Here is a 20,484-nt window from a genome sequence, read left to right as displayed (position 1 = left end):
GGACAGAACGTTTATCGCAAGATTGCTCCGGAAAGCTGGCGAGCGATCACTTGCGATTGTTGGTCTAGCGAATGCTCGGCCATTCGCTGCAACTCATGCTGGCGAATCGGGACGATCACGCTGGTGCTGCTGACCATGGCGCCGCCGACCACTTGGGCGAAGCGGAAGAAGCCGCTTGGCTGGGGATGCGACGCTTGTTGCACTTGGCTGGCGAGGGTCTGCAGCTGACGTAGCGAAGCGAGGGCCGACTTACCATCTAGACGCCCTGCCGACAGATCGCTACGAAGCGAGACCAGCTCGTCCAGGGTTTCGCGAGCTTCGCGGCTGTCGCCGGCTTGGCAGATCAGCTCGGCTTCGATCTGCATCATGTCGCTTGCGACTTGGCGAGCTCGGCGGGTCAACGGGGCCGCTTGGACCAATTCTTGTTGCAGAGCGAAGATGTTCTGCTGGGCGATTCCGGCAGCGACAGCGTTGGTGCGCGAGTTGACGAGCTCGTCTTGCAGGTGCAGCATGTTGCCCATCACGACGTCGGCTTGGCGCGCTTGCGGGACGTTGTCGATCAGTTGGTCCTGCATGCCGAGAAGGTTTTGCAGGACATTGTCAGCACGACGCGATTGCGACGTCACGGTCAGCAGCTCACCCTGAAGCCCCAGCATGTTGCTGAGCACCATATCGGCCTGACGAGCTTCAGTAGCCGACAAGATGATCTCGTCTTGGCGAGCGAGCATGTTGTCAAGCAACAGATCGGCGTGACGGGCCTGGGACTTGGAAGCCAGAACTTTGTCGAGCAGCTGGGTCAACGATCCCAGGTTGTGCTGTAGGTTGGTGACATAAGAGTGACGCGAGACCTTGGCTAGTTCGGCCGGGATCGCCAAGACGTTATCTAGCAGCATGTCGGCCTGCCGGATGTCAGCGGTGCTGCTGAGCGTTTTGTCTTGCAGACGCAATAGCCCTGTGACGGCGCGGTCGGTCGCCGGCAGATCGCGTTCGGCCCGGGCGATTTGCGCTTGGGTGTTGAGCAGTTGATTGAGCGTTTGCTCGGCAGCGAGCGCCGCGGGATATTGATCCTGCATGCGACGATGGAGCGAAGCGACCCGGTCCAGCGTCACTTCGGTGCGAGCCAGATCTTGCTCGACACGCTGGGCTTTACTGCGGAGATTATCGGCGTTGGTCAGTGCCGCGATCGCGTCGAGTGTGAGCGCGTCTTGCTCTAGCAGGGTACGGTGTACGTAGTCGATGTTTTCGACTACGCGGACGGACGCGGCGGCGGCTTGGGCTTGATCATTTAAGCGTTGCTGCAGGCGATCAAGCCGCGACAGAGCGGCCTCCACTTGTCGAAAATCAGTTTGGCTAGCGGCCAACTCACAGCGGATGTTCTCTAGCGAGTCCAGCGAAGTCCGAGCGGCGGCAAATTGCTCGGCTTGCTGTTGGAGCAATGACATTAAGTCATTTGTCTCTCCGACGCTCGTCTTGAAGGCGACCAATTCCTTCAGCGTGCGATCGAGTCGCGAGATCCGCAGTTGGAGGGCCTGCGCATCGTTTTGCGCCGGGCGCACAATCACGATATAGAGCAAGACCAGCCCAAAAATGATTCCGAACGAAAAGGCGCCCCACGAAAAAGGCTCCTGTTGGTTGACACGCTCTCTATGTCGTCCTGCCTTGTTTTCCGCCGCCACGTTCCGTCTCCTACCGGTAGATACCTGTTGCGCATCTCTACGCAAACTTCCATGCCTACCTTATCGTCCCATCGCTCCCAATTTTCCACCCTTTCTTATTTGTTCAAGCCGCTGCTAGCAAAATGGGACGATCATTGCATGACGGACAATTCGTCTGGACGGCCCCGCGAGAGCTTGTTACTCTCCCGAACCGACCGGATCTCGGGCTACTTTGCAAACAAGGAAGCGAGCATGACGACAAACAATTTCAATTTCTTTCAGTGGATGCGCGACGGCGTCAAACAGGCGGTCTTGCTCGGCGTGAACGACGCAGTCGAGCAGATCGGGATGCCGACGGAACAAGAGCAAGGGAAGAGCGACTTCCTTGGTCTGATGGGCAATGTCGGTGAGACAGCCGCCGCGCGCAAATCGCTGGGCTCTAGCGCGACCGCTACTAGCGCGGGTCCTCGCACCAAGCGTTTGGGTCGTAGTCTTAAAGACATCAACACGGACAGCAAATAAGAATCTGTCCGCAAGAAACGAAATGGGCGCCGCAGCTCTACGACGCCCTCTTCGCAATTCAGAACAGCGCTGAACTTCCCCTAGTTCTGTGACGGCGGTTGTCGCTCTAAAGGATGGACAATCGCAATCTCATCGTCTTCGTCCAGGTGCTGTCCACACTGGTCGCAATGAAAGTGACTGGTAGGTGGTTGCATCGCTGCGACAACCGTCTGGCATTGATGGCACCGATACCACGCGGTCGATCGCTCCCGCATGTTGAAAGATAAAATTCGCATGCCCTGTTCCCCAAAAGAGCCATAAGAATGGATGTGATATGCTGGCTGTAAGCTGGCCTACCTACCTAAGCGAATTCCTTGCGAATTGGCGGACAAAAAAATCAGCGAGAAGAAGAAATGTTACGAATTTATATAAAATCAGTCGACTTGGGGGGGGTGTTTATCGGCTAGAAGAGCGTCGAGATCGGCCTCACTTAGCACCATGACCCCCAGTTGCTGGGCTTTATCCAGCTTGCTGCCTGCTTTTTCACCGGCAACGAGATAGTCGGTCTTCTTGGAAACGCTGGAGGTTGCTTTGCCTCCATGCTTTTCGATCAGCGCTTGAATTTCGTCCCGACCATATTTCTGGAGCGTTCCGGTGACGACGAACGTTTTGCCGGCTAACGCTCCCCCCGTTTCGCGGGATGCAATGACCTGGGGCTGATCTTCGGTTAGCTTCAGCCCCAACAGGCGAAGGTCTTCGATTGTCTGTTGGCCAAATTCACTGGCGAAATAGTGATGGACGCTAGCGGCGATGATCGGGCCAATTTCGTTGATCGCGGCGATCTCTTCTTCACTGGCGCCGAGCAGCGCATCGACTGTCCCAAAATGACGCGCCAGCAGTTGGGCGACGCGATTTCCTACATGGCGAATCGAGAGCGCATTCAATAGTCGAGCAAGTCCGCGGTCTTTGCTGCCGATGATTGCGGCGACGAGATTTTCGCTCGACTTCTTTCCCATCCGCTCTAGCTGCGTCAATTGCTCGGCTGTCAACCGATAGATATCGCCGTAGCTTTTGACCAATTCGTCGGCGACCAGTTGGTCGACAAGCTTGTCTCCTAAACCTTCGATATCCATTGCATTGCGCGAGGCAAAGTAGCCGATCCGCTCTTTTAACTGCGCTGGGCAAGTCTCGCGATTGGGGCAGCGAATATAGACGCCCCCTTCGTCTTTGACGAGCGGCGTCTGGCAGATCGGACACTCGGTCGGAAACTCGAACTTCGGCAGTTCGGTCTGGCGCTCGTGCATCTCGACGCGGACAATGTGCGGAATGATCTTGCCCGCCTTCTCGACCACCACCACATCGCCAACGCGGATATCGAGCCGCTCGATTTGCTCCGCATTGTGCAAACTAGAACGCGAGACGGTGGTGCCGGCCAGCTCGACCGGCTCCAGTTCGGCGATCGGAGTGATCGTGCCGGTTTTGCCCACCTGGACGCGAATCTCATTCAGCCGCGTGATCGCTTCGTACTTCTCAAACTTGTAGGCGATAATCCAACGCGGGCTCTTGGTGGTGCTCCCTAATCTTTCGCGTTGCTCAAATCGATTGACCTTTAGCACGAGGCCGTCGACTTCAAACGGCAGGTCTTGCAGCGTTTCGATCAATCTTTCGCAATGCGCGACGGCGGCGTCAAAGTCGGCGAACGCTTCTACCTTGGGCGTTGGAGACAGTCCGTATTGTTTCAGCTCGTGCAAAAAGTTGATGTGCGAATCGCTCTTTAACCCCTCGGCGAAGCCGACGCCGTGCGTGAACATCCGTAGGTTGCGCTCGGCGCAGATTCGCGGATCAAGCAAGCGAATGCTGCCGGCCGTCACATTGCGGGTGTTCTTGTAAAGCGCTTCTCCCGCTGCGGCTAGACGCTCGTTGATGCGCGACAGCTCTTCGTTGGTCATGTAGATTTCGCCGCGAACTTCTAGCACCGGTGGAACATCGTCTCCGGCCAGTTGCAGCGGGATATCTTTGATCGTGCGAATATTGTGCGTGATGTCGTCGCCCACCTGACCGTTGCCGCGCGTCACGCCGCGGACTAGTTTCCCTTGCTCGTACAGCAGCGAAGCGGCGACTCCATCGATCTTCAGCTCAACGACCCATTCGATCTTCTCGTCAGGCAGCAGCTTTTGAATGCGTTCGCCGTACGCTTTTAGTTCTTCTAAGCTGTAGGTGTTGTCAATCGACAACATCGGCACGCGATGCGCTACCTGATTCAGATGCTCGACCGGTTGATCGCCGATCCGCTGAGTCGGGCTGTCAGGCGTGATTAGCTGCGGGTTCTCGGCCTCAAGATGCTTCAGCCGATCGAGCAGTTTGTCATACGCAAGATCGGTCAGCTCTGGTTTCGCTTCGACATAGTACATCCGGTCATGGCGGCGGATCTCGGCCCGCAGTTGATCGATCTCAGCTTGAACGGCTGCCATTCGTAATCCCTCGCGAAATGAAGTCGAGCGAAACCAGCGGTCGCGGCGCTTACTCGGCGCATTCTGGCTTGGCGACAAACTGCGCGTTGTTGGCCGAGTTGGGCACCAAGCACAAAAATTTCAGCGGAGTTTCGCCGACGTTCTGAAACTGATGCACTTCGTCCGGCGCTACATAGATGACGTCGCCTGCTTGGATCTCGCGCGGCTGATCCCCTTCTAGCACGACGCCGGAGCCGGCGATGACGTAGACCTCATGCTCATAGGGATGATGGTGCTTGGGGGTGTGCCCGCCGGGCTCTACTTCAAACTGACGCATCGCAAAATTTGGAGCGCCATCCTTGTCATTGATCAATTGCCGAACCTGGCAGCCGGTCGCACCTTCCATCTTGACGGGATTGGCGGCTGACTGCTCAAAGTGCTGAACTTTCATGGACTTTCTCGTTGGTTATCGTCCAAGGTAAGGACTTGGTCGCGGAATTTGGTTCCTGATTAACGACTGCTGGAGCGCGCAATCGCTGGCCTCCGTCGTCATCCGTCATGATCGCCTTGGCGCTGGAACTCGCCAAGACGCCCAGTTTGACCCCGAAAAACGGACTCGCTGGGGGTAACAGAAATTGTCCATTACGTCCCCATGTCCACTCCGACCAGAGCCCCGATCGTGATGGGATCAACAGCCGCAAGCAGTGATGGTGAAAGCGGTTCCAGCGATCCGCAGCGTGATCCGCAATCGCAGGAATAGGTTCAATAACTCGGCTCACGGCGATACCCTATTTGCGACACTCTATCGGACTGCCGGGGGGCAGGCAAGATGCGGGCCCCCTTGCTACTATCTTGTCCGCTGGACCGGGGGTAAGATGAAGGATTCTACGGCCGTCGCCAGCGTGCGTGGAGAGGAAGTGGGGAGGAGCCAGCGTTGCCCAATACGTCGATTCAACTCCGAGGCGTCGAAGTCCATAACTTGAAAAAGGTGGATCTCGATCTCGATCATCGCAAGCTGATTGTCTTCTGCGGCGTAAGCGGCAGCGGCAAGACCAGTATGGCGCTCGATACGCTGTATGCCGAAGGGCAGCGACGCTACATCGAGAGCTTCTCCGCTTATACGCGGCAATTTCTGGAGCGTCTAGAAAAACCGGCCGCCGAATCGATCGAAGGCATCCCACCTGCTTTGGCGGTGACGCGCGGCAATGACTCGCGTTCGAATCGCTCGACCGTCGGTACGGCGACCGAAACGACCGACTACCTGCGTTTGCTGTTCGCCAAAATCGGCGAGATTATCTGTCCCGGTTGCGGCGCCAAGATCCAGCGTGACACTCCGCAGGATGTCGCCCAGCGCATTCTAGAGATGAACGCGCCAGGCCGGATGATGCTGACCTTTCCGGTCGCTCCCGATCAAGAAGAAACGTGGGACCAGGTCGTCGCCGATTTGCGCGAGGATGGTTTTGTCCGCGTCATCGCTGGCCAACAAACGCTTAACCTGGCGACAGACTCTCAGCAACTGAACGGCGGACCGGTGCAAGCGATCGCCGATCGACTCTCTGGCGAAGGGCTGAAAGCGGATCGCTTGCAAGAATCGCTCGAAACGGCCTTCCTGCATGGCGAAGGAGTTTGCCAGCTACTGGTCGAGTCCGAAGAGCTGAACGGCGCCAACGACCAGGGAGTTTTGCAGCAGATCGATGGCCGTAGTTGGCGGCGTCACGTCTACAGTAATCAACTTCACTGCGATACATGCAATCTCGATTTCATTGAGCCTGAGCCGCGACTCTTCAATTTCAACAGTCCGTTGGGCGCGTGTCAGTCCTGCGAAGGCTTTGGCAATGTCATCGACATGGATATGGACCTGATTGTCCCGGACGTCAGCAAAACGCTGGCCGACGGAGCGATCGCTCCTTGGAATACGCCTGCCTACCATCACGAGCTGGAAGAGCTGCTAAAGCTGGCCCCTGATTACAATTTGCCAACCAACGTCCCCTTTCGGGAATTGACCGAAGAGCAGCTTCGTCTGATTCGCGAGGGTGTGCCGGAGCGTGAATTTGGCGGGCTCAAAGGCTTCTTTCAATGGCTAGAGCGGCGTAAATACAAGATGCACCTGCGCGTCTTCCTCAGCCGATGGCGCAGCTTCCGCGATTGCGAAGCGTGTCACGGCAAACGACTGCGTCCTGAGTCGCTGGCGGTGCGCATCGGTGGTAAGAACATCGCCGAAGTCTCGACGATGAAAATTCGCGACTCGTACGAATTTTTCAAATCACTGAAAATTGATCCCCGCCATCAGGCGATCGCTCGGCAGGTATTGTCACAATTGCTGGATCGGTTGAAATACCTGAACGTCGTCGGGCTTGGCTATCTGGCCCTCGATCGGACGATCCGCACATTGAGCGGCGGCGAAGCGCAGCGCGTCGCGCTGACCAGCACGCTGGGCTCAAGCTTGGTAAATATGCTCTACGTCTTCGATGAGCCGTCGGTCGGTTTGCACCCGGCGGATGTAGAACGCTTGGCCGGTGCGATTCGGGATCTGAACAAACGTGGCAATACAGTCGTGCTGGTCGAGCACGAAGAGTCGATGATTCGCCGCGCCGACGAGATCATCGAATTTGGTCCCGGCGCCGGCGAACGCGGCGGCGAGATCATCTTTCAGGGAACGCCGCAAGAGCTGCTCACCTCTGAAGAAACCTTGACCGGCGATTACCTGATGGGACGCCGCAAGGTGATCCATCTAGAGAAACGCCGCGAAACGACGCATGGGCGCGTTCGGATAAAAGGAGCGCGCGGCAACAATCTGAAAAACATCGAAGTCGAGTTTCCGCTCGGCGTTTTGTGTGTTGTGACCGGAGTCAGCGGCGCCGGCAAAAGTACGCTGGTCGATAACACGCTCTACCCGGCCCTCTGTCGCCGCAAGCGGAAAGAAGCCCCCAAGGCGCTCGACTGCGACGACGTCTTTGGCGATGGCCAGATTGACGATGTCGTGTTGGTCGATCAAAGCCCGATCGGTCGCTCGCCCCGGTCAAACCCAGTCACCTACATCAAAGCGTTTGACGAAATCCGAACCGTCTTTGCGGCGACCGTCCAAGCACGCACGCACAACTTCACCGCCAGCCACTTTAGTTTTAATGTCAACGGCGGACGCTGCGACGCGTGTGATGGCGACGGCCATATCGCGATCGACATGCAGTTTCTGGCCGACGTCTATATGAAGTGCCCAGAGTGCAAAGGACGGCGTTACAAAAAAGATGTCCTAGAAGTTCTGTATCGCGGCAAAAACATCGCCGAAGTGCTGAACATGACGATTCGCGAAGCGTTCGTCTTTTTCCGCGGCCAACCGAAAGTTCAGTCCAAGCTGCAGCGACTGATCGACGTCGGGCTCGACTACTTACGTCTCGGCCAACCGGCCAACACGCTCTCAGCAGGTGAAGCGCAGCGTTTGAAACTGGCCGGTTACTTGGCGTCATCCAAGCGAGGAAGGACTCTCTTTTTGCTGGACGAACCGACCACCGGTCTGCACTTTGCTGACATCGCCCAGCTGCTCGATTGCTTCAATTCGCTGCTGCAAGTTGGGCACTCACTGATCGTGGTCGAGCACAATCTGCATATGATGATGGCTGCCGACTACATCATTGACATGGGCCCCGGCGCCGCCGATGAAGGTGGCCAGGTCGTCGCGACCGGCACCCCAGAAGAGATCGCGCAGAATCCAAACTCGCGCACAGGTCGCTCGTTGGCCGAAGCATTGTTGTCACGCTCCGGCGTGCGGCTAGCCCCCAAAGAATAGAATTGAGTCGCGATGACTCCTGATCCGCTCGCCAATCCCTGGACCATTCGCCAAGGCGCTACCAGCGAGGCCCGTGTCGAGTTGTGGATCGATGGGCCTGTCGATAGCGAAACCCAGATCGTAGGGCCGACCAACAATTTTGCGCAAACGCTGACCGCCAAGTATCGGGTCGAAAAGTTCTCCGGTGGTCCTGCCCCCTACCGGGCCGTATTGCCAGAGCCCAACTTTTGGACGCCGCGAGCTCCTTCGTGCTATCGCATTGGCGGCGCACCGCTGCCCTTTGGGATTCGTGACTTACATGTACGCGGGCTCAACCTTTGGCTCGAAGATCATCGCTTTGTCCTCAGAGCGGCCGCCGCGACTCATGCTGAAGTGGCCGACTTCACCCCCTGGCGAACCGCCGGCTTGGCGGCGATCATCGCGATTCCTACTCAAGAGATTTGCGAACGCGCGCTTCACTCCGGCGTCTACCTGATCGCCGATCTCTCGGACGCTCACCCCAATAACATCGCCGCCGAAGTCGCCCGCCTGGCCGCCTGGGCGTCTGTCGCGATCGCAATCTTGCCCGGCCGGATTGATCTACAAAACGCCAAGCAGTTTGCTCCCCATTTGTCGCTGGCTTGTCTCGGCGAAGAGGCGACGCCTAACTGGGCGGATGTCGTGATCAACTGCTTGGAAGAAAGCATCGCGCTGGTCACGCCCACTGCCGCCATTCCCGAAATCTTATGGCGCTGTCAATCTGCATCGGCCGTGACACCAGCCGAGTTGCGTCAAGAATGTGATCGACTGCAAGCCGAAGTGGTCGGCGCGTCCAACTTTAGCGGCCTGTGGGTCGGGAGCGTGCGATGAACCAGGACGCCGCAAAAACCGAGGATCGCTATGCTCGCCAGGTCTCGTACCACGCAATCGGCGCCTCCGGTCAGGCAAAGCTCGCGTCCAGCAAGGCGCTGGTGGTTGGACTTGGCGCGCTGGGAAGCGTGATCGCCGAAACATTGGCTCGCGCCGGTGTCGGATATTTGCGAATCGTCGACCGCGATTTTCTAGAATGGAACAATCTCCAGCGTCAGGTTCTGTACACCGAACAAGATGTCCGCGATCGGCTTCCCAAAGCGATTGCCGCCGAGAAGCAACTGCACGCGATCAACTCTGAAATCACCATCGATGCCCACGTGACCGACGTCGACTATCAAAACATCGAAGATCTGGCCGCCGGCGTTGATGTGATCGTGGATGGAACCGATAACTTTGGCGTTCGGTTCTTGCTGAATGACGCGTCGCTGAAGCTCAGTATTCCTTGGATCTACGGCGGCTGCGTTGGCGCCGAAGGGCGAATGATGGTGATCTTGCCCGGCGAAACTCCCTGCTTCCGCTGCTTGATGCCTGAGCCTCCGCCTGCCGAGATGACTCCTACCTGCGACACCGCAGGCGTCGTCGCGCCGATCGTCAACGTGATTGCGTCACTCGAAGCGCTCGAAGCGATCAAACTGCTCTCTGGCAATCGCGAGGCGATCCAACGAGAGCTGGTAGTTGTTGATCTTTGGGAAAATCGCTGGCGACAAATCAAGCTCGATAACCTCCGCGACAACACCGATTGCCCCGCCTGCGGACAACACAAGTACGAATGGCTCAGCGGCGAACTGGGCGGACACTCAACCGTGCTCTGCGGACGCAACGCGGTGCAGATCAGCTTCCCCGATCGCCCTGCCGTTTCGTTACAGTCGCTGGCGAACAAGCTGTCTGGCGTAGGTCGAGTTGAGCAGAACCCGTATCTGCTACGACTGCATGTTGATCCGTACGTGCTAACCATCTTCTCTGACGGCCGCGCGATCATCGCCGGCACAACCGAGCCTGCCGTGGCCCGCACGCTGTACGCACGTTATGTCGGCGGGTAGCTCATAGTTCTTTTCAAGCACCATGCCAAGGCGCAGGTTTTGAAGTTGCGCTATTGGAGGACATAGAAAGAATGGAACACGGATACCGCGGATAAATCACGGTGTTTCACGGTCAGAAATCGTTGTTTGTGCAGCAAGCAGACATTTTCAAATTGGCTTGGTGAGTAAACAAATTTGACGTGATGGGAAATAGCAAATCTCCCCTCTTACTGTGTAATTCCGTGACTGATCCGTGTCCTCCGCGTTCTATTTCTTACGAACCCTGCTGAAGATCGCGAACAAAGAATGGAACACGGATACCGCGGATTAATCACGGCGTTTCACGGTCAGAAATGGTTGTTTGTGCAGCAAGCTGGCATTTTCAAATTGGCTTGGTTAGTAAACAAATTTGACGTGATGGGAAATAGCAAATCTTCCCTCTTACCGTGTAAATCCGTGACTGATCCGTGTCCTCCGCGTTCTATTTCTTACGAACCTGCTGAAGAGCGCAACCTCAAAACGGGCGCTGCAGGCTAAAGCTATTGTTCCGTCAGTCAATAACTTGACTAACGAAGTGTGGCTCGCAGGTTCTAGTCGTATAAACGGAAGAGACGTTTGAGCGCGTCCAGCAAGCTATCGGACGAGGAACTGCCAGCTTCGTCACGCAAGGATTCTAGCGGCGGATGCAACAACTTGTTCACCAAACGATCAAACGACCGCGTGATTTCGTCGGCGATGCGCGGATCGATTTCTCCCAGTTTGTTGAGCAGGCGTTTTAATTCCTCCTCTTTCAACTGATCGGACCGTTGTTTCAGGCGGCGAATGGTAGGCGCGGTGGCGCGATGATTGAGATCGGCCATAAACTTGGCGGTTTCATCTTCGATGATCCGCTCGGCCTTGGGCCATTCTCGCTCGCGGGCTGCCCGATTTTTATCGCACGTCTGTTTCAAATCGTCGATCGAAAAGAGATAGACGCCGACGCGCTCAGAAATTCGCGGATCAAAGTCACGCGGAATCGCTAAGTCCAGCACAAACAACGTCCGTTGAAAACGGGCCGCTTCAAGCAGCTTGTACTCTTCCAAACGAATAATCGGCTCGGTCGCGCCGGTAGTCGAAACGATCAAATCAGCGTCTACGATCGCCGCGTGCAGATGGTCCCAGTGCAGCGCCTTGCCTGCAAAAGTCGCCGCCAAGCGTTCGGCTCTTTCTAGGCTGCGATTAACGACCGTAAACTCTTTGGCGCCGACATCCAGCAAATAGCGAGCGGTCTCTTCGGCCATTTCGCCGGCGCCGATGATCAGCACATTTTTATCATCAAACCGATCGAACACATTGCTGGCGAAATCACTGACCGCGACGCTCGGGATACTGACCCGCTTCTTGTGGATCGTCGTCTCGTTGCTGACCCGCTTGGCGACACGGATCGCCGCTTGAAAACAACTATGCGTCAACGTGCCGGCGCTGTCGATCTGCGTCGACAGATCGTACGCCTGTTTCACTTGCGAAAGAATCTGCGCTTCGCCCACCACCATGCTGTCGAGACTTGCCGCGACGGTAAACAAATGCCGGACGACATCTTCGCCGGTGCGTTCCAACACGTTATCGAAAACGTCTTTCGCTTCCAACTGGTGAAACTCGGCCCAAAACTGCACCATGTCGTGATGCGTAGGACAAGTGTTGCCGTCAATCGTCGCCGTGTAGATCTCGGTCCGATTGCAGGTCGAAAGTAGAACCGTTTCAATCTCCGGAAATCGACTGCGAAATGTTTTCAGCGCCTCTTGAGCCTGGTCAGGACTAAACGCCAGACGCTCGCGAACTTCGACCGATGCATTGTGATGGCTCAGCCCAATCATCTGCAACTTCATCGCTCCCCCTCATCGCTTTGAGCGATCTGCAGGTTGGGCGAGTAGGCACGCATCAGACTAGCCTGGGACGACCGAGCATGCTGCGTCGGTCCAAACAAGATCAGTGCTAGGACCAAGCCGAGAAACATAAAGTTGGCCAGCGTCAGATAGGCGATCTTTTGTCCTTGCCTCGCCGGTTTGTAGATCAGTTCAAACAGCGTCGCCGCGACTAACCACAGGAACAAGATTCCCGAGCTCCAGACAACAGGATCGCTCCACGGAAAGCTGTTGCTTTGCCGATCGATTTTCAGCAGAACGCCGGCAAGTAGCCCGCCGGCCAGCAAACAGGTCGATACGATCAGCGTGCGGCGGTTAAAGTTTTGCAGCCATTCCAGACTCGGCAGCTTGAATCCTTCGCGCTGCAGCATCTTGTGCTTGAGCCGATACGATTGAATCAAATACATGATCCCGGTTGCAAACCCCAGAAAGACCGCCGCCGTACCCGCCAACAACAACACTCCGTGAATAATTTGCAGCGGACGAACGCGATTGTTGGGATCAAACGGCGCAACCTGATCCATCCAATACGCCATTCCCAGCAACAGCAACACCGGCGGAATCATAAACAGCCCGAGCGCTGTTTGGGGATGCGTTAGCGACATCGTCAAATAGGTAATCGCCAACACCCAGGCCACGATCAGGCACCAGTGATGCCAAGACGAAATTGGCCCTGAGTCGACCAGCCCGTTTTGCTCGCCGACCAAGTAGATCGTATGTGCGATCAGCCCTGCCGCCATGAATCCGGTCGAGAGGAAAGCTCGAACCTGCGCGCGGAAAAAGAGCCGCACGATTTCGAGCAATAGTGCGACGCCGTAGCTGGCGGAAAAGCAGAAGATGGTAATGCCAGAAAGCATTGGGGGGGAGGTCACTCGCAGGTTGGGTCGACAGTATCATTCGCCGCCGAACTAAGATCGGCAACCGGACGAGGCCGACTAGCGTAGGCTTTTGATTCTAAGGATAATCCGGGCCAAGGCTTACGTCAGGCGGCATTGGCCGCAATTTCCCCCAGCCCAGTGGAGATTTTTGATGCAACCCCGCATGAGTATTGTTTGTCTAGGCGTTCGCGACTTTGCCCAATCGTACCAGTTTTATAGCGCTCTGGGGTTCAAAACGACGGCCCAGCCGACCGATCCGATCGCATTTTTCTCGGCCGGAGGAGTGGTCCTCTCGATTTTTCCGCTTGACCAACTGGCCGCCGACATCGGCCCCCAAACCCCCGTTCCGCAACCCGGCTTCGGCGGCATCACCCTGGCCCACAACACCCGAGAAAAAGCGGAAGTCGACCAAGTCATGACCCTCGCCCAACAGTGCGGCGCCCAAATCGTCAAACCACCGCACGAGACCGACTGGGGCGGCTATAGCGGTTATTTCACCGATCCCGACGGCTACCACTGGGAAGTCGCCCACGGCGCAATGTGGAAATTCGACGACCGCGGCAGCCTAATTCTGGAGTAATCCCGCCAACGCAATCCACAATCCAACCGACCTTTCGCCGGAAAAGCATGCGAACCTGGCTCCCTCTTTTTAGAACCACCCCCTAACATTACGATAGAAACGACTTTGGTCCTCGTAGCTCAGTGGGTCGCTATTCTCGCGACGCGTTTCGAGCGAAAACGCCCTGTTTTTCAGGGTTTTCTTGAGGTGTTAGGGTTGAGGGCGATGACCAAGAATGGCCTGTTTTGCCCCTCTTTTACCCGATTCTAGTGCCGCATTTGGTGCCACGATGATTTTGCAGCTAACCCGGGTTCTGCCGGTGTTATTTCATCGACCATAAGCCTAGCTTTGGGATAGGGTGAAGTAAAGACTTCAACTTGGTTGCGACTATCGGCCACTTCGCTTGGCGGCCGCGTGCCAACACTCTGCTGGGCTGATGATTATTAAGGAAAGACGGCGTGGCACTGGAATGCCGACCTGCTTCAACAAACCATCGCTAGGTTTCGTCACCAAGCCAAGGAATTTGCATTTGAAGTTTCTGAAGCTTTGCCTCGCATTCATTTCTTTCGCGATTTCGTCGTAATCCGTCAGAACTCCTTTCCAGCCATCCGAAAGAAGCAGCCTTTGCTATCGCACCTTCACGGTCTCCTGACGCAAGATGTCCTACCACCTCAGTTTCCAGTCGCGACAACGACACGCTATTCGATCTGTAGTCAAGAAAGGCTTCCCATGTGGCAGGAACCCAGCGACTTACAATTTGATTGCCAATAACTTCGGCATAGGCTCGGATTTCATTTTGCGCATGCAGATCCATTCGCAATGAAAGAAAGTGCAAGAGGTTGTGAAGATCAATCTTCCAGTATGCTTCCGTGTAGGTTGATAGCGGCAAATCCTTCCTCGCTTGCTCCCGAGCGACTCCTAGTTTCAGGCGTTCTTCGTATACCTCACGAGCAATTGCATGCAGTTGAGCCTCCTTGATGCTCAGGCCTTCACCAGCTTCTGACGGGAAATTGTCCTCACTTCCCTGCCGATTCGACATCGCTTGCAATCGCCACTCTGTCGGCTTCGTGGTTTGACATGCATCAATTGCTTCCGAATATCGTGTTGAGTACTCATTCACATTTGCTGTACGGTGCCGAATCCATTGACGCCAGCAGTCCATTGGAACGCGGACATGAAACTTGATTTCGCACATCTCGAATGGAGTGGTGTGCCGATGCCTCATAAGGTATCTGACTAAATTGCGGTCTTCATTTACTTTTTTCGTTCCGGCCCCATACGAAATTCGGGCAGCTTGAACAATTGAGTCATCCGATCCCATATAGTCGATCAAGCGGACGAAGCCAGAATCAAGAACAGGAATCGTTTTGCCAATCATTTCTTCAATGGCCGGAACGACGGGTCTTGCGGTGTGTTCTTTCTCGGCATTCATTTGGGAATTTATCCAGTTTTGCTTATTTGCTGAACGAACGGTCGTCATGCATCGGTATCGAAGCGATGTATTTTTCCGATAGTCGCACGCTTAATTGTCCGGCTTGCGTACAACGTGGACGACGACTCATGATAAGAACTTCGTTAAAACGTCCTCGCTTTGATGGATCACGCGAAACACAAGACATGCGCGAGAAGGGGATCATCCACCAGTTTGCATATAAAGCGAGAACGTCCCGGTGCTCGACCCCGCTTATTGCGACAAAAACTCCACGTCTGCGTGCTGACCTTGCGGCTTCTGCCAATCTTCTCTGGTCTTCCCAGCTGAACAGGCACTCGTTGTATCGTACGAATCCATTGTATTGACCTCGGCTAGTGTATGGTGGATCCGCATAGATAACATCGCCGGAATCGGCATCAAGAAAACTCTTCTCGAAATCACCCGTCTCTAGTTGGGCTGTAAGAAACGCTCGGGAGACTTCTATCACACTCGATTTGCAGCAGATTTTCCGCCCACTGTCTCCAAAGGGAACATTGAACTCGCCCTTTTGATTGAGCCGGTACACGCCTCCCCAGCATGTGCGATTTAGATATAAGAACCTTGCGGCCCAAGTGATCTCCGTTTGGGGATTGCTGGCCCTGACGCGGTAGTAGCAGTCTCGCGTGTTCGTCAGGCGCCAAGTTGCAGCGACAATAGCTTCTGGCTCCTTTCTGCATATTCTCAAGAACCGAATCAAATCGATGTTGATGTCAGCGAGAACTGGGCGGTCTGGCTGGAATTGCAGAAAGACAGCACCTGCCCCCAAGAATGGTTCGAAATATCGTCCCTTAAGTTCGGGAGATAGAATACTGGCGATTTGGCGACTCACCCACCGTTTTCCTCCGGGCCATTTGAGAAATGGATCTATGCCCTTTTTTGGGGGCGACGCCATCGACATCTATTCATTCTTTCCAACAAGAGACGAAGCGTCACGAATATCGAATCGCCAAAAAGTGCCACTTTCAGACACATCTACAACGCGATGTCGATCTGGAGAGATGTACAGTACGGCTATTTGCGGATTCGTTAGGCCGTAAAGTGCCAGGCCCAAAGAATGTGCTTTTGTTCCACAGCATACGGCTATGACGTTTTCCTGCAAGTTAGTTGTCGAAAGGGCGTCTTCGACCGCTTGCCATGCTTTGACAGCATCGCCAGCATCGGCACGAATGAGTTGATCATGCGTCACGCCAAATTTGTCGAAAAAGGCGCCGTTTCTTTCCAGCGTACGTTGCTCGTATCCCGGATAAACGGGGGGATCAGGAAAGAGTACGGAAACACAGTCCGGCTCGGCTTTTGAAACGAGCCGAAGTGTCTTAGAGCCCTCGAATCCAACGGAAACTAAATATCGAATTCGTTTCGTTGGATCCCAATCTCCCAGCATTCCAGGGATGGGTAGGGATTGCCACCCTCCTCGGGTAAACATCTCGTGTTGGTCATGCTCGGAGGTCTCAGGTGGATAGATTCCTTCTGCGTAGCAGAATACCAGCGTTCGAGCGAGCCCAGTTTCGACACAGTGCGCTAGGGCACCGAGCGAATAATAACGAGGGCATGTTGAAAGGTCGACGAAGATAGATAGAGCATGCCCCTTTTCTTGGTACGCTTCAAGGAATATAGCTTTGGTCTGATCCCATAGGCTATCGAAATCGTCAACCGCACCGCAAAGTTCGACTGTGCGTGTACAGGTAGCTTCGATGAATTCCCTCAGTTGTGCGTCATGTTTCTTACTTTGTTCAAGGCTGTCATCGTTTGTAAATCTATAGAGCACGCCTATGCCGCCCTTTAGTTGCGATGATCTGGCGACGGCAACGCTTCGACTGTCCCAGCTGGAGGAAAGCAAAAGGACATCAAATGTTCCTGCGAAGGCATCGTCAACGGAATTGCTCTTTCGTGATTCCGCTGCAATGAAGCCGCTTCTATGTGATGCCATGCTCGTCCTCGTCATCAACGATGGGTGGTAAAACTTGTCGGAATAGGTCGAGTTGCTTGGCATCGCTCTCGGATTCGCTTATTCGCCGCGCGATATGGCTTGCCTTTTTCTTGAGATCTGCTTCGGACTTGCATTCCAAGAATCCATAAAGGTCTTCTCGGGAAATTGTGACTGGATAGTAGGACCCGCGATATGAAAACCCAAAGGCTGGGGCAAGGGAAGAATGGACACGAATACCCTGAATTGTGTCCGTGCCCTTTTCAAGTCGCAGAAATCCAGAATCTGCTGCGTCCTGAATAAGATCAAATAATTCTAGATCGAGACCCGAATTTGATAAGTAAGGGCTAAGTCTAAAACGTCCACGCTCACTCGCACGTAAGTGCTGATAGCCTCTCCCGTCTCCTTTGTGGAGAATTGCCGTCAACTCTGCAACGCCACTAACCAGCTTGTCGACATGCACGGGCTGAGCAACTTCCGATCTGGGAATGTTCAGCTTCTTTTGTTCACTCGCACGACGGATAGCGGTGGTCTGAACATTCGCCGGCACGCGCGAGCTAATGAACTTTTCGAGGTCGGCGTTATACTCGGAAAAGATTTGATGAATCTGTGAGAGATAGTCACGAACGCAGCTATCGCTGATTCGAAATACCATGTCACTGGATGAGTACGGAATTTTCGTAACGCCTAGTTCGCGACAAATTGAGAGATAGGCGGCCACGATTTTTTTGCGAAATTCGGCACTTTCCTGCCGCCGCCGCTCTTTATTTTCACCCAAGTCTGGAGGGCGGAGTTCTAGCGCAGAAGCTATATACGACTCGATATAAGGTAGCCGACCTTTTCCCGCTCTTTTGTGCATCCAGGCGGAGGATGTGAATTGCCTCGCCATCGTTTCAAGCCTAGCGGCTGCTTTACTCTCGGCTCGCTCAACTAGGCTTCCAATCAGCCCATTTAGATCGAGCTCACCGAGAATAGATTTGGTCGTAAACGAGATTTTGTCATGACCAAGCTCTGCTTTGACACGGACAGCCGCAACCCCATCGCAGAGATCTTCAAATTGCTTCCTTGTGAGTCTATCGAGATCAACAATATTTCGGTCAGCTTTCTGCAGCGTGAGGGTGTCATAAAGTGTAGACGAAATGTCGTTGGGCCAGCCTACGTGTGAAAAGATATACGAGACCGGAGACCTCGATACACGAATTAGCGTGTTAACGGCCTTTTGCTGATGCTCTGTCAATACCTCGGCCTCATCAAAACAAATTTTGAAGTGCAGTTCGGCTAGTTGCTGACATTCGAGATTGCTGGGCAGGCGTTTTAGCGTGTCGCCAAGGGAGCGTGACAGTTCACCGACTTCTGGGATGAGTAGACGATCATGTAGCGCCTCAATCGGTGTACGGCGTTGTGCAAGATGTTCCACTTGCCTGCGAACAGCCTTGAATGTCGCGTGGCTTTGCCAAATAGTGCTTGGGGCTTTCGTATCTGACCAATTTAGCATGGCCAGATAATCGGAAAAAAAATCAACTATCGCACTTGACTCGCTATCTGGGTCGACCAGCCATTCAGCTCTCGCAATGAGGCTTCCAACTGCGTGGGAGATCATCTCCACGGAAATAAGGTCAATGTAAAAAGCAAAGATGGAGCACTTGTCCATCTCGGATGCATTTGAAAGCCAGCTATCGAGCGCCCTCACCTTTATATTGGGAAGCTTGATGTAGCATGCGACAAAGTTGCCTCGAAAAGGATCGTCTCCAAGTGCGTTTCGAAGCCATTTGTTTTCAAGACGTTCTTGCCAGTGGAGAGACTTGAGCAACGTTGTCTTTCCACTTCCACGAGATCCAATCATGTAGGTGGGTTTGGAATCTTCCAATTGCGATATAATCGCTTCAGGAAGGAAGTAGATATGATGTGGAATGTGCTCAAAGCGATCCTTTGAGAAGGGCGATTTCATGTCCGAACTATCCAATGACTATAGGCTGAATCGCGGTCGTGGATCTCAATCATTCCTCTCCATTCTGCCTCAAGCAGAATATCTCCAACTGTCTTGCGATTCGCATTATTCGACCGCTTAGCGTTGAAATTGTTGCGAATCTCGTCGAAACGAAGTGAGCGGGAGGTTGAGAAAAGCGAGGCCAATATCGCGAAATCTGGATCAATGAGCGGCGTTGGCGAGATTGGACATAGTGAAATTCTGCGAGATCCTTCCAGCTCAACTACGCCGCCTGGCTGCATTCGATATTCTTCTACAACAAGACCAAGCGGCTGGTGCCTCGAAGAGAAATACACATGGAGAACGTTAAATCCTTTAGTAATCTCTGGTGCAGAGACTGAAATTAATTGGCTTCGCGAGCGTTTAGCGTCGCGTACGATTTCGATGGGATCGGAGTGAATATGTCCATGGCAATAAATGACTGGACGATTAATGTTCGTTAGCGTCGTTCTCAACGGGCCGCTGTTGATAAGCTCCGTATAAATCTCGACCCGCTGAAGCGCTTGAGGAAGTAGGTTATGATGCGCCAAGATTATTGGGAGGACTTCAGGAGGCATGTCTGCGAGCTGCGAGTGAAGTTCCTGGACATTTTCGTGGAGCACCATCGGCGTATCGAGTTGTTCCCATGCGATCTCTGCATCCACTCCATCGATGGCTGAATCGATAGCACTTTTCATTTGGTCTCTCACGCTGCTGGGGAATGTCCGCCATTCGCCGCAGCCAATGCAAGAGTTGAGAGAAAACAACTGGATCTGACATTTATCGACTGCGACGTTGGACCATCGAAGTGTATCTTTCGGAAGAACGTCGATACCGGCATCGGCCCATGCTCGTTGGAGAGGCGCAAATTTCTCCAAGCTTAGATTCTCTCGGTCGCCGCAGAGCGCCCTGTCGACATCATGGTTTCCTGGGACAGCATGGACGCTCGCCGCATTCAGATTGGCGAGTTGGAGTAGCTCGACGAGCAGGTTAACGCAACGCTTGTATTCATCGTTCTTTCCTTTTGAGGATAGATCGCCGCAGATGAGAATGCACGGGTCACACAGCGATAATTGGATCTTTGCTATTTTTCGCAATACGATTTGAAGCGTAGGGAGCACCAAGTCGTGAGTCAGGCCATGCGATACGCCTTGGTCCTTCAGGTCGACACTGCGAAGGTTCTCATTGTCAGGCAGATGGACATCGCCTATCTGGATGATCGATATTTTGCTCACGGCTGGCTAATCAAATGGGCAGAGAGAAGGATCCGCGATGGATGGATGATCATGTGAAAGGATTCTAGCATTTCACTTCCCTTGCTGCGCTGGCCATCCCAAGAATTATCCTGATTAGGTTTCGGGATGAATCATGGCCGGGTTAAAACGGCCAATCGACTCAGAGATTACCCAAAACCAAGGATCATCACGTTCCAACTACAGGAAGAAATCTATAGGTAATTAAACTATAGGTTTCGGGGGGGCGATTCAGCGCAGAATTGACCGTCTCGCGGGGGAGTGATTCAGC

At 54.3% G+C, this 20,484-nt stretch carries 15 protein-coding genes; 5 read left to right on the top strand and 10 right to left on the bottom strand.

Annotated features, from left to right (window positions below; translation table 11 throughout):
- Positions 1–11: 11 nt before the first annotated feature.
- Positions 12–1,676, bottom strand: coding sequence for a BAR domain-containing protein (locus SH421x_RS24630; RefSeq protein ID WP_488852672.1), 1,665 nt, complete (start codon positions 1,674–1,676; stop codon positions 12–14).
- A gap of 231 nt (positions 1,677–1,907) precedes the next feature.
- On the opposite strand from SH421x_RS24630, the gene SH421x_RS24625 reads away from it, so the two are divergent.
- Positions 1,908–2,177: a hypothetical protein gene (locus SH421x_RS24625; RefSeq protein ID WP_488852671.1), complete on the top strand. Its 270-nt coding sequence runs from the start codon at positions 1,908–1,910 to the stop codon at positions 2,175–2,177.
- 413 nt (positions 2,178–2,590) lie between these two features.
- On the opposite strand, the gene ligA is transcribed toward SH421x_RS24625, so the two are convergent.
- Positions 2,591–4,627 carry an NAD-dependent DNA ligase LigA gene (gene ligA / locus SH421x_RS24620; RefSeq protein WP_488852670.1) on the bottom strand — a complete coding sequence of 679 codons (2,037 nt, stop codon included), beginning with the start codon at positions 4,625–4,627 and terminating at the stop codon, positions 2,591–2,593.
- A gap of 49 nt (positions 4,628–4,676) precedes the next feature.
- Positions 4,677–5,057, bottom strand: a complete 381-nt coding sequence (locus SH421x_RS24615; protein ID WP_488852669.1) for a cupin domain-containing protein — start codon at positions 5,055–5,057, stop codon at positions 4,677–4,679.
- A gap of 483 nt (positions 5,058–5,540) precedes the next feature.
- Between SH421x_RS24615 and uvrA the strand changes: the two genes are divergently transcribed.
- The 3 genes from uvrA to SH421x_RS24600 are packed head-to-tail and all read left to right on the top strand — an operon-like array spanning position 5,541 to position 10,282.
- On the top strand, positions 5,541–8,390 hold the full coding sequence (gene uvrA, locus SH421x_RS24610) for an excinuclease ABC subunit UvrA (protein ID WP_488852668.1): 2,850 nt from the start codon (positions 5,541–5,543) through the stop codon (positions 8,388–8,390).
- A gap of 12 nt (positions 8,391–8,402) precedes the next feature.
- Positions 8,403–9,239, top strand: coding sequence for a hypothetical protein (locus SH421x_RS24605; protein ID WP_488852667.1), 837 nt, complete (start codon positions 8,403–8,405; stop codon positions 9,237–9,239).
- Positions 9,236–10,282: a ThiF family adenylyltransferase gene (locus SH421x_RS24600; protein WP_488852666.1), complete on the top strand. Its 1,047-nt coding sequence runs from the start codon at positions 9,236–9,238 to the stop codon at positions 10,280–10,282. The genes SH421x_RS24605 and SH421x_RS24600 overlap by 4 nt, the downstream gene beginning before the upstream one ends.
- A 569-nt stretch (positions 10,283–10,851) precedes the next feature.
- On the opposite strand, the gene hemA is transcribed toward SH421x_RS24600, so the two are convergent.
- Together hemA and ccsA are read right to left on the bottom strand one after the other, a co-directional pair.
- Entirely contained in the window at positions 10,852–12,126 is a 1,275-nt protein-coding gene (gene hemA, locus SH421x_RS24595) for a glutamyl-tRNA reductase (protein WP_488852665.1), read from the bottom strand.
- Positions 12,123–13,019: a cytochrome c biogenesis protein CcsA gene (gene ccsA / locus SH421x_RS24590; protein ID WP_488852664.1), complete on the bottom strand. Its 897-nt coding sequence runs from the start codon at positions 13,017–13,019 to the stop codon at positions 12,123–12,125. Before ccsA ends, hemA begins: the two co-directional genes overlap by 4 nt.
- A 184-nt stretch (positions 13,020–13,203) precedes the next feature.
- Here ccsA and SH421x_RS24585 point away from each other — a divergent pair, with 184 nt between their 5' ends.
- Positions 13,204–13,620: a VOC family protein gene (locus SH421x_RS24585; RefSeq protein WP_488852663.1), complete on the top strand. Its 417-nt coding sequence runs from the start codon at positions 13,204–13,206 to the stop codon at positions 13,618–13,620.
- A gap of 475 nt (positions 13,621–14,095) precedes the next feature.
- On the opposite strand, the gene thyX is transcribed toward SH421x_RS24585, so the two are convergent.
- The 5 genes from thyX to SH421x_RS24560 are packed head-to-tail and all read right to left on the bottom strand — an operon-like array spanning position 14,096 to position 20,195.
- The gene (gene thyX / locus SH421x_RS24580; RefSeq protein ID WP_488852662.1) at positions 14,096–15,079 is read right to left on the bottom strand and encodes an FAD-dependent thymidylate synthase; all 984 of its coding nucleotides are present in this window, start codon (positions 15,077–15,079) and stop codon (positions 14,096–14,098) included.
- Positions 15,054–15,962, bottom strand: coding sequence for a DNA adenine methylase (locus SH421x_RS24575; protein ID WP_488856485.1), 909 nt, complete (start codon positions 15,960–15,962; stop codon positions 15,054–15,056). Before SH421x_RS24575 ends, thyX begins: the two co-directional genes overlap by 26 nt.
- A 6-nt stretch (positions 15,963–15,968) precedes the next feature.
- A complete protein-coding gene (locus tag SH421x_RS24570; protein WP_488852661.1) occupies positions 15,969–16,997 on the bottom strand; it encodes a hypothetical protein in 1,029 nt (342 codons plus the stop codon).
- Positions 16,984–18,942 (bottom strand): ORC-CDC6 family AAA ATPase, encoded by a 1,959-nt coding sequence (locus SH421x_RS24565; protein ID WP_488852659.1) that lies wholly within the window; start codon positions 18,940–18,942, stop codon positions 16,984–16,986. The genes SH421x_RS24570 and SH421x_RS24565 overlap by 14 nt, the downstream gene beginning before the upstream one ends.
- Positions 18,939–20,195 carry a metallophosphoesterase family protein gene (locus SH421x_RS24560; RefSeq protein WP_488852658.1) on the bottom strand — a complete coding sequence of 419 codons (1,257 nt, stop codon included), beginning with the start codon at positions 20,193–20,195 and terminating at the stop codon, positions 18,939–18,941. Before SH421x_RS24560 ends, SH421x_RS24565 begins: the two co-directional genes overlap by 4 nt.
- Positions 20,196–20,484 lie beyond the last annotated feature (289 nt).

This window comes from Blastopirellula sp. SH421 (assembly GCF_057808535.1).
Note: the sequence above shows the minus strand (reverse complement) of the source record. Positions and strands in the feature narration are given on the sequence as shown.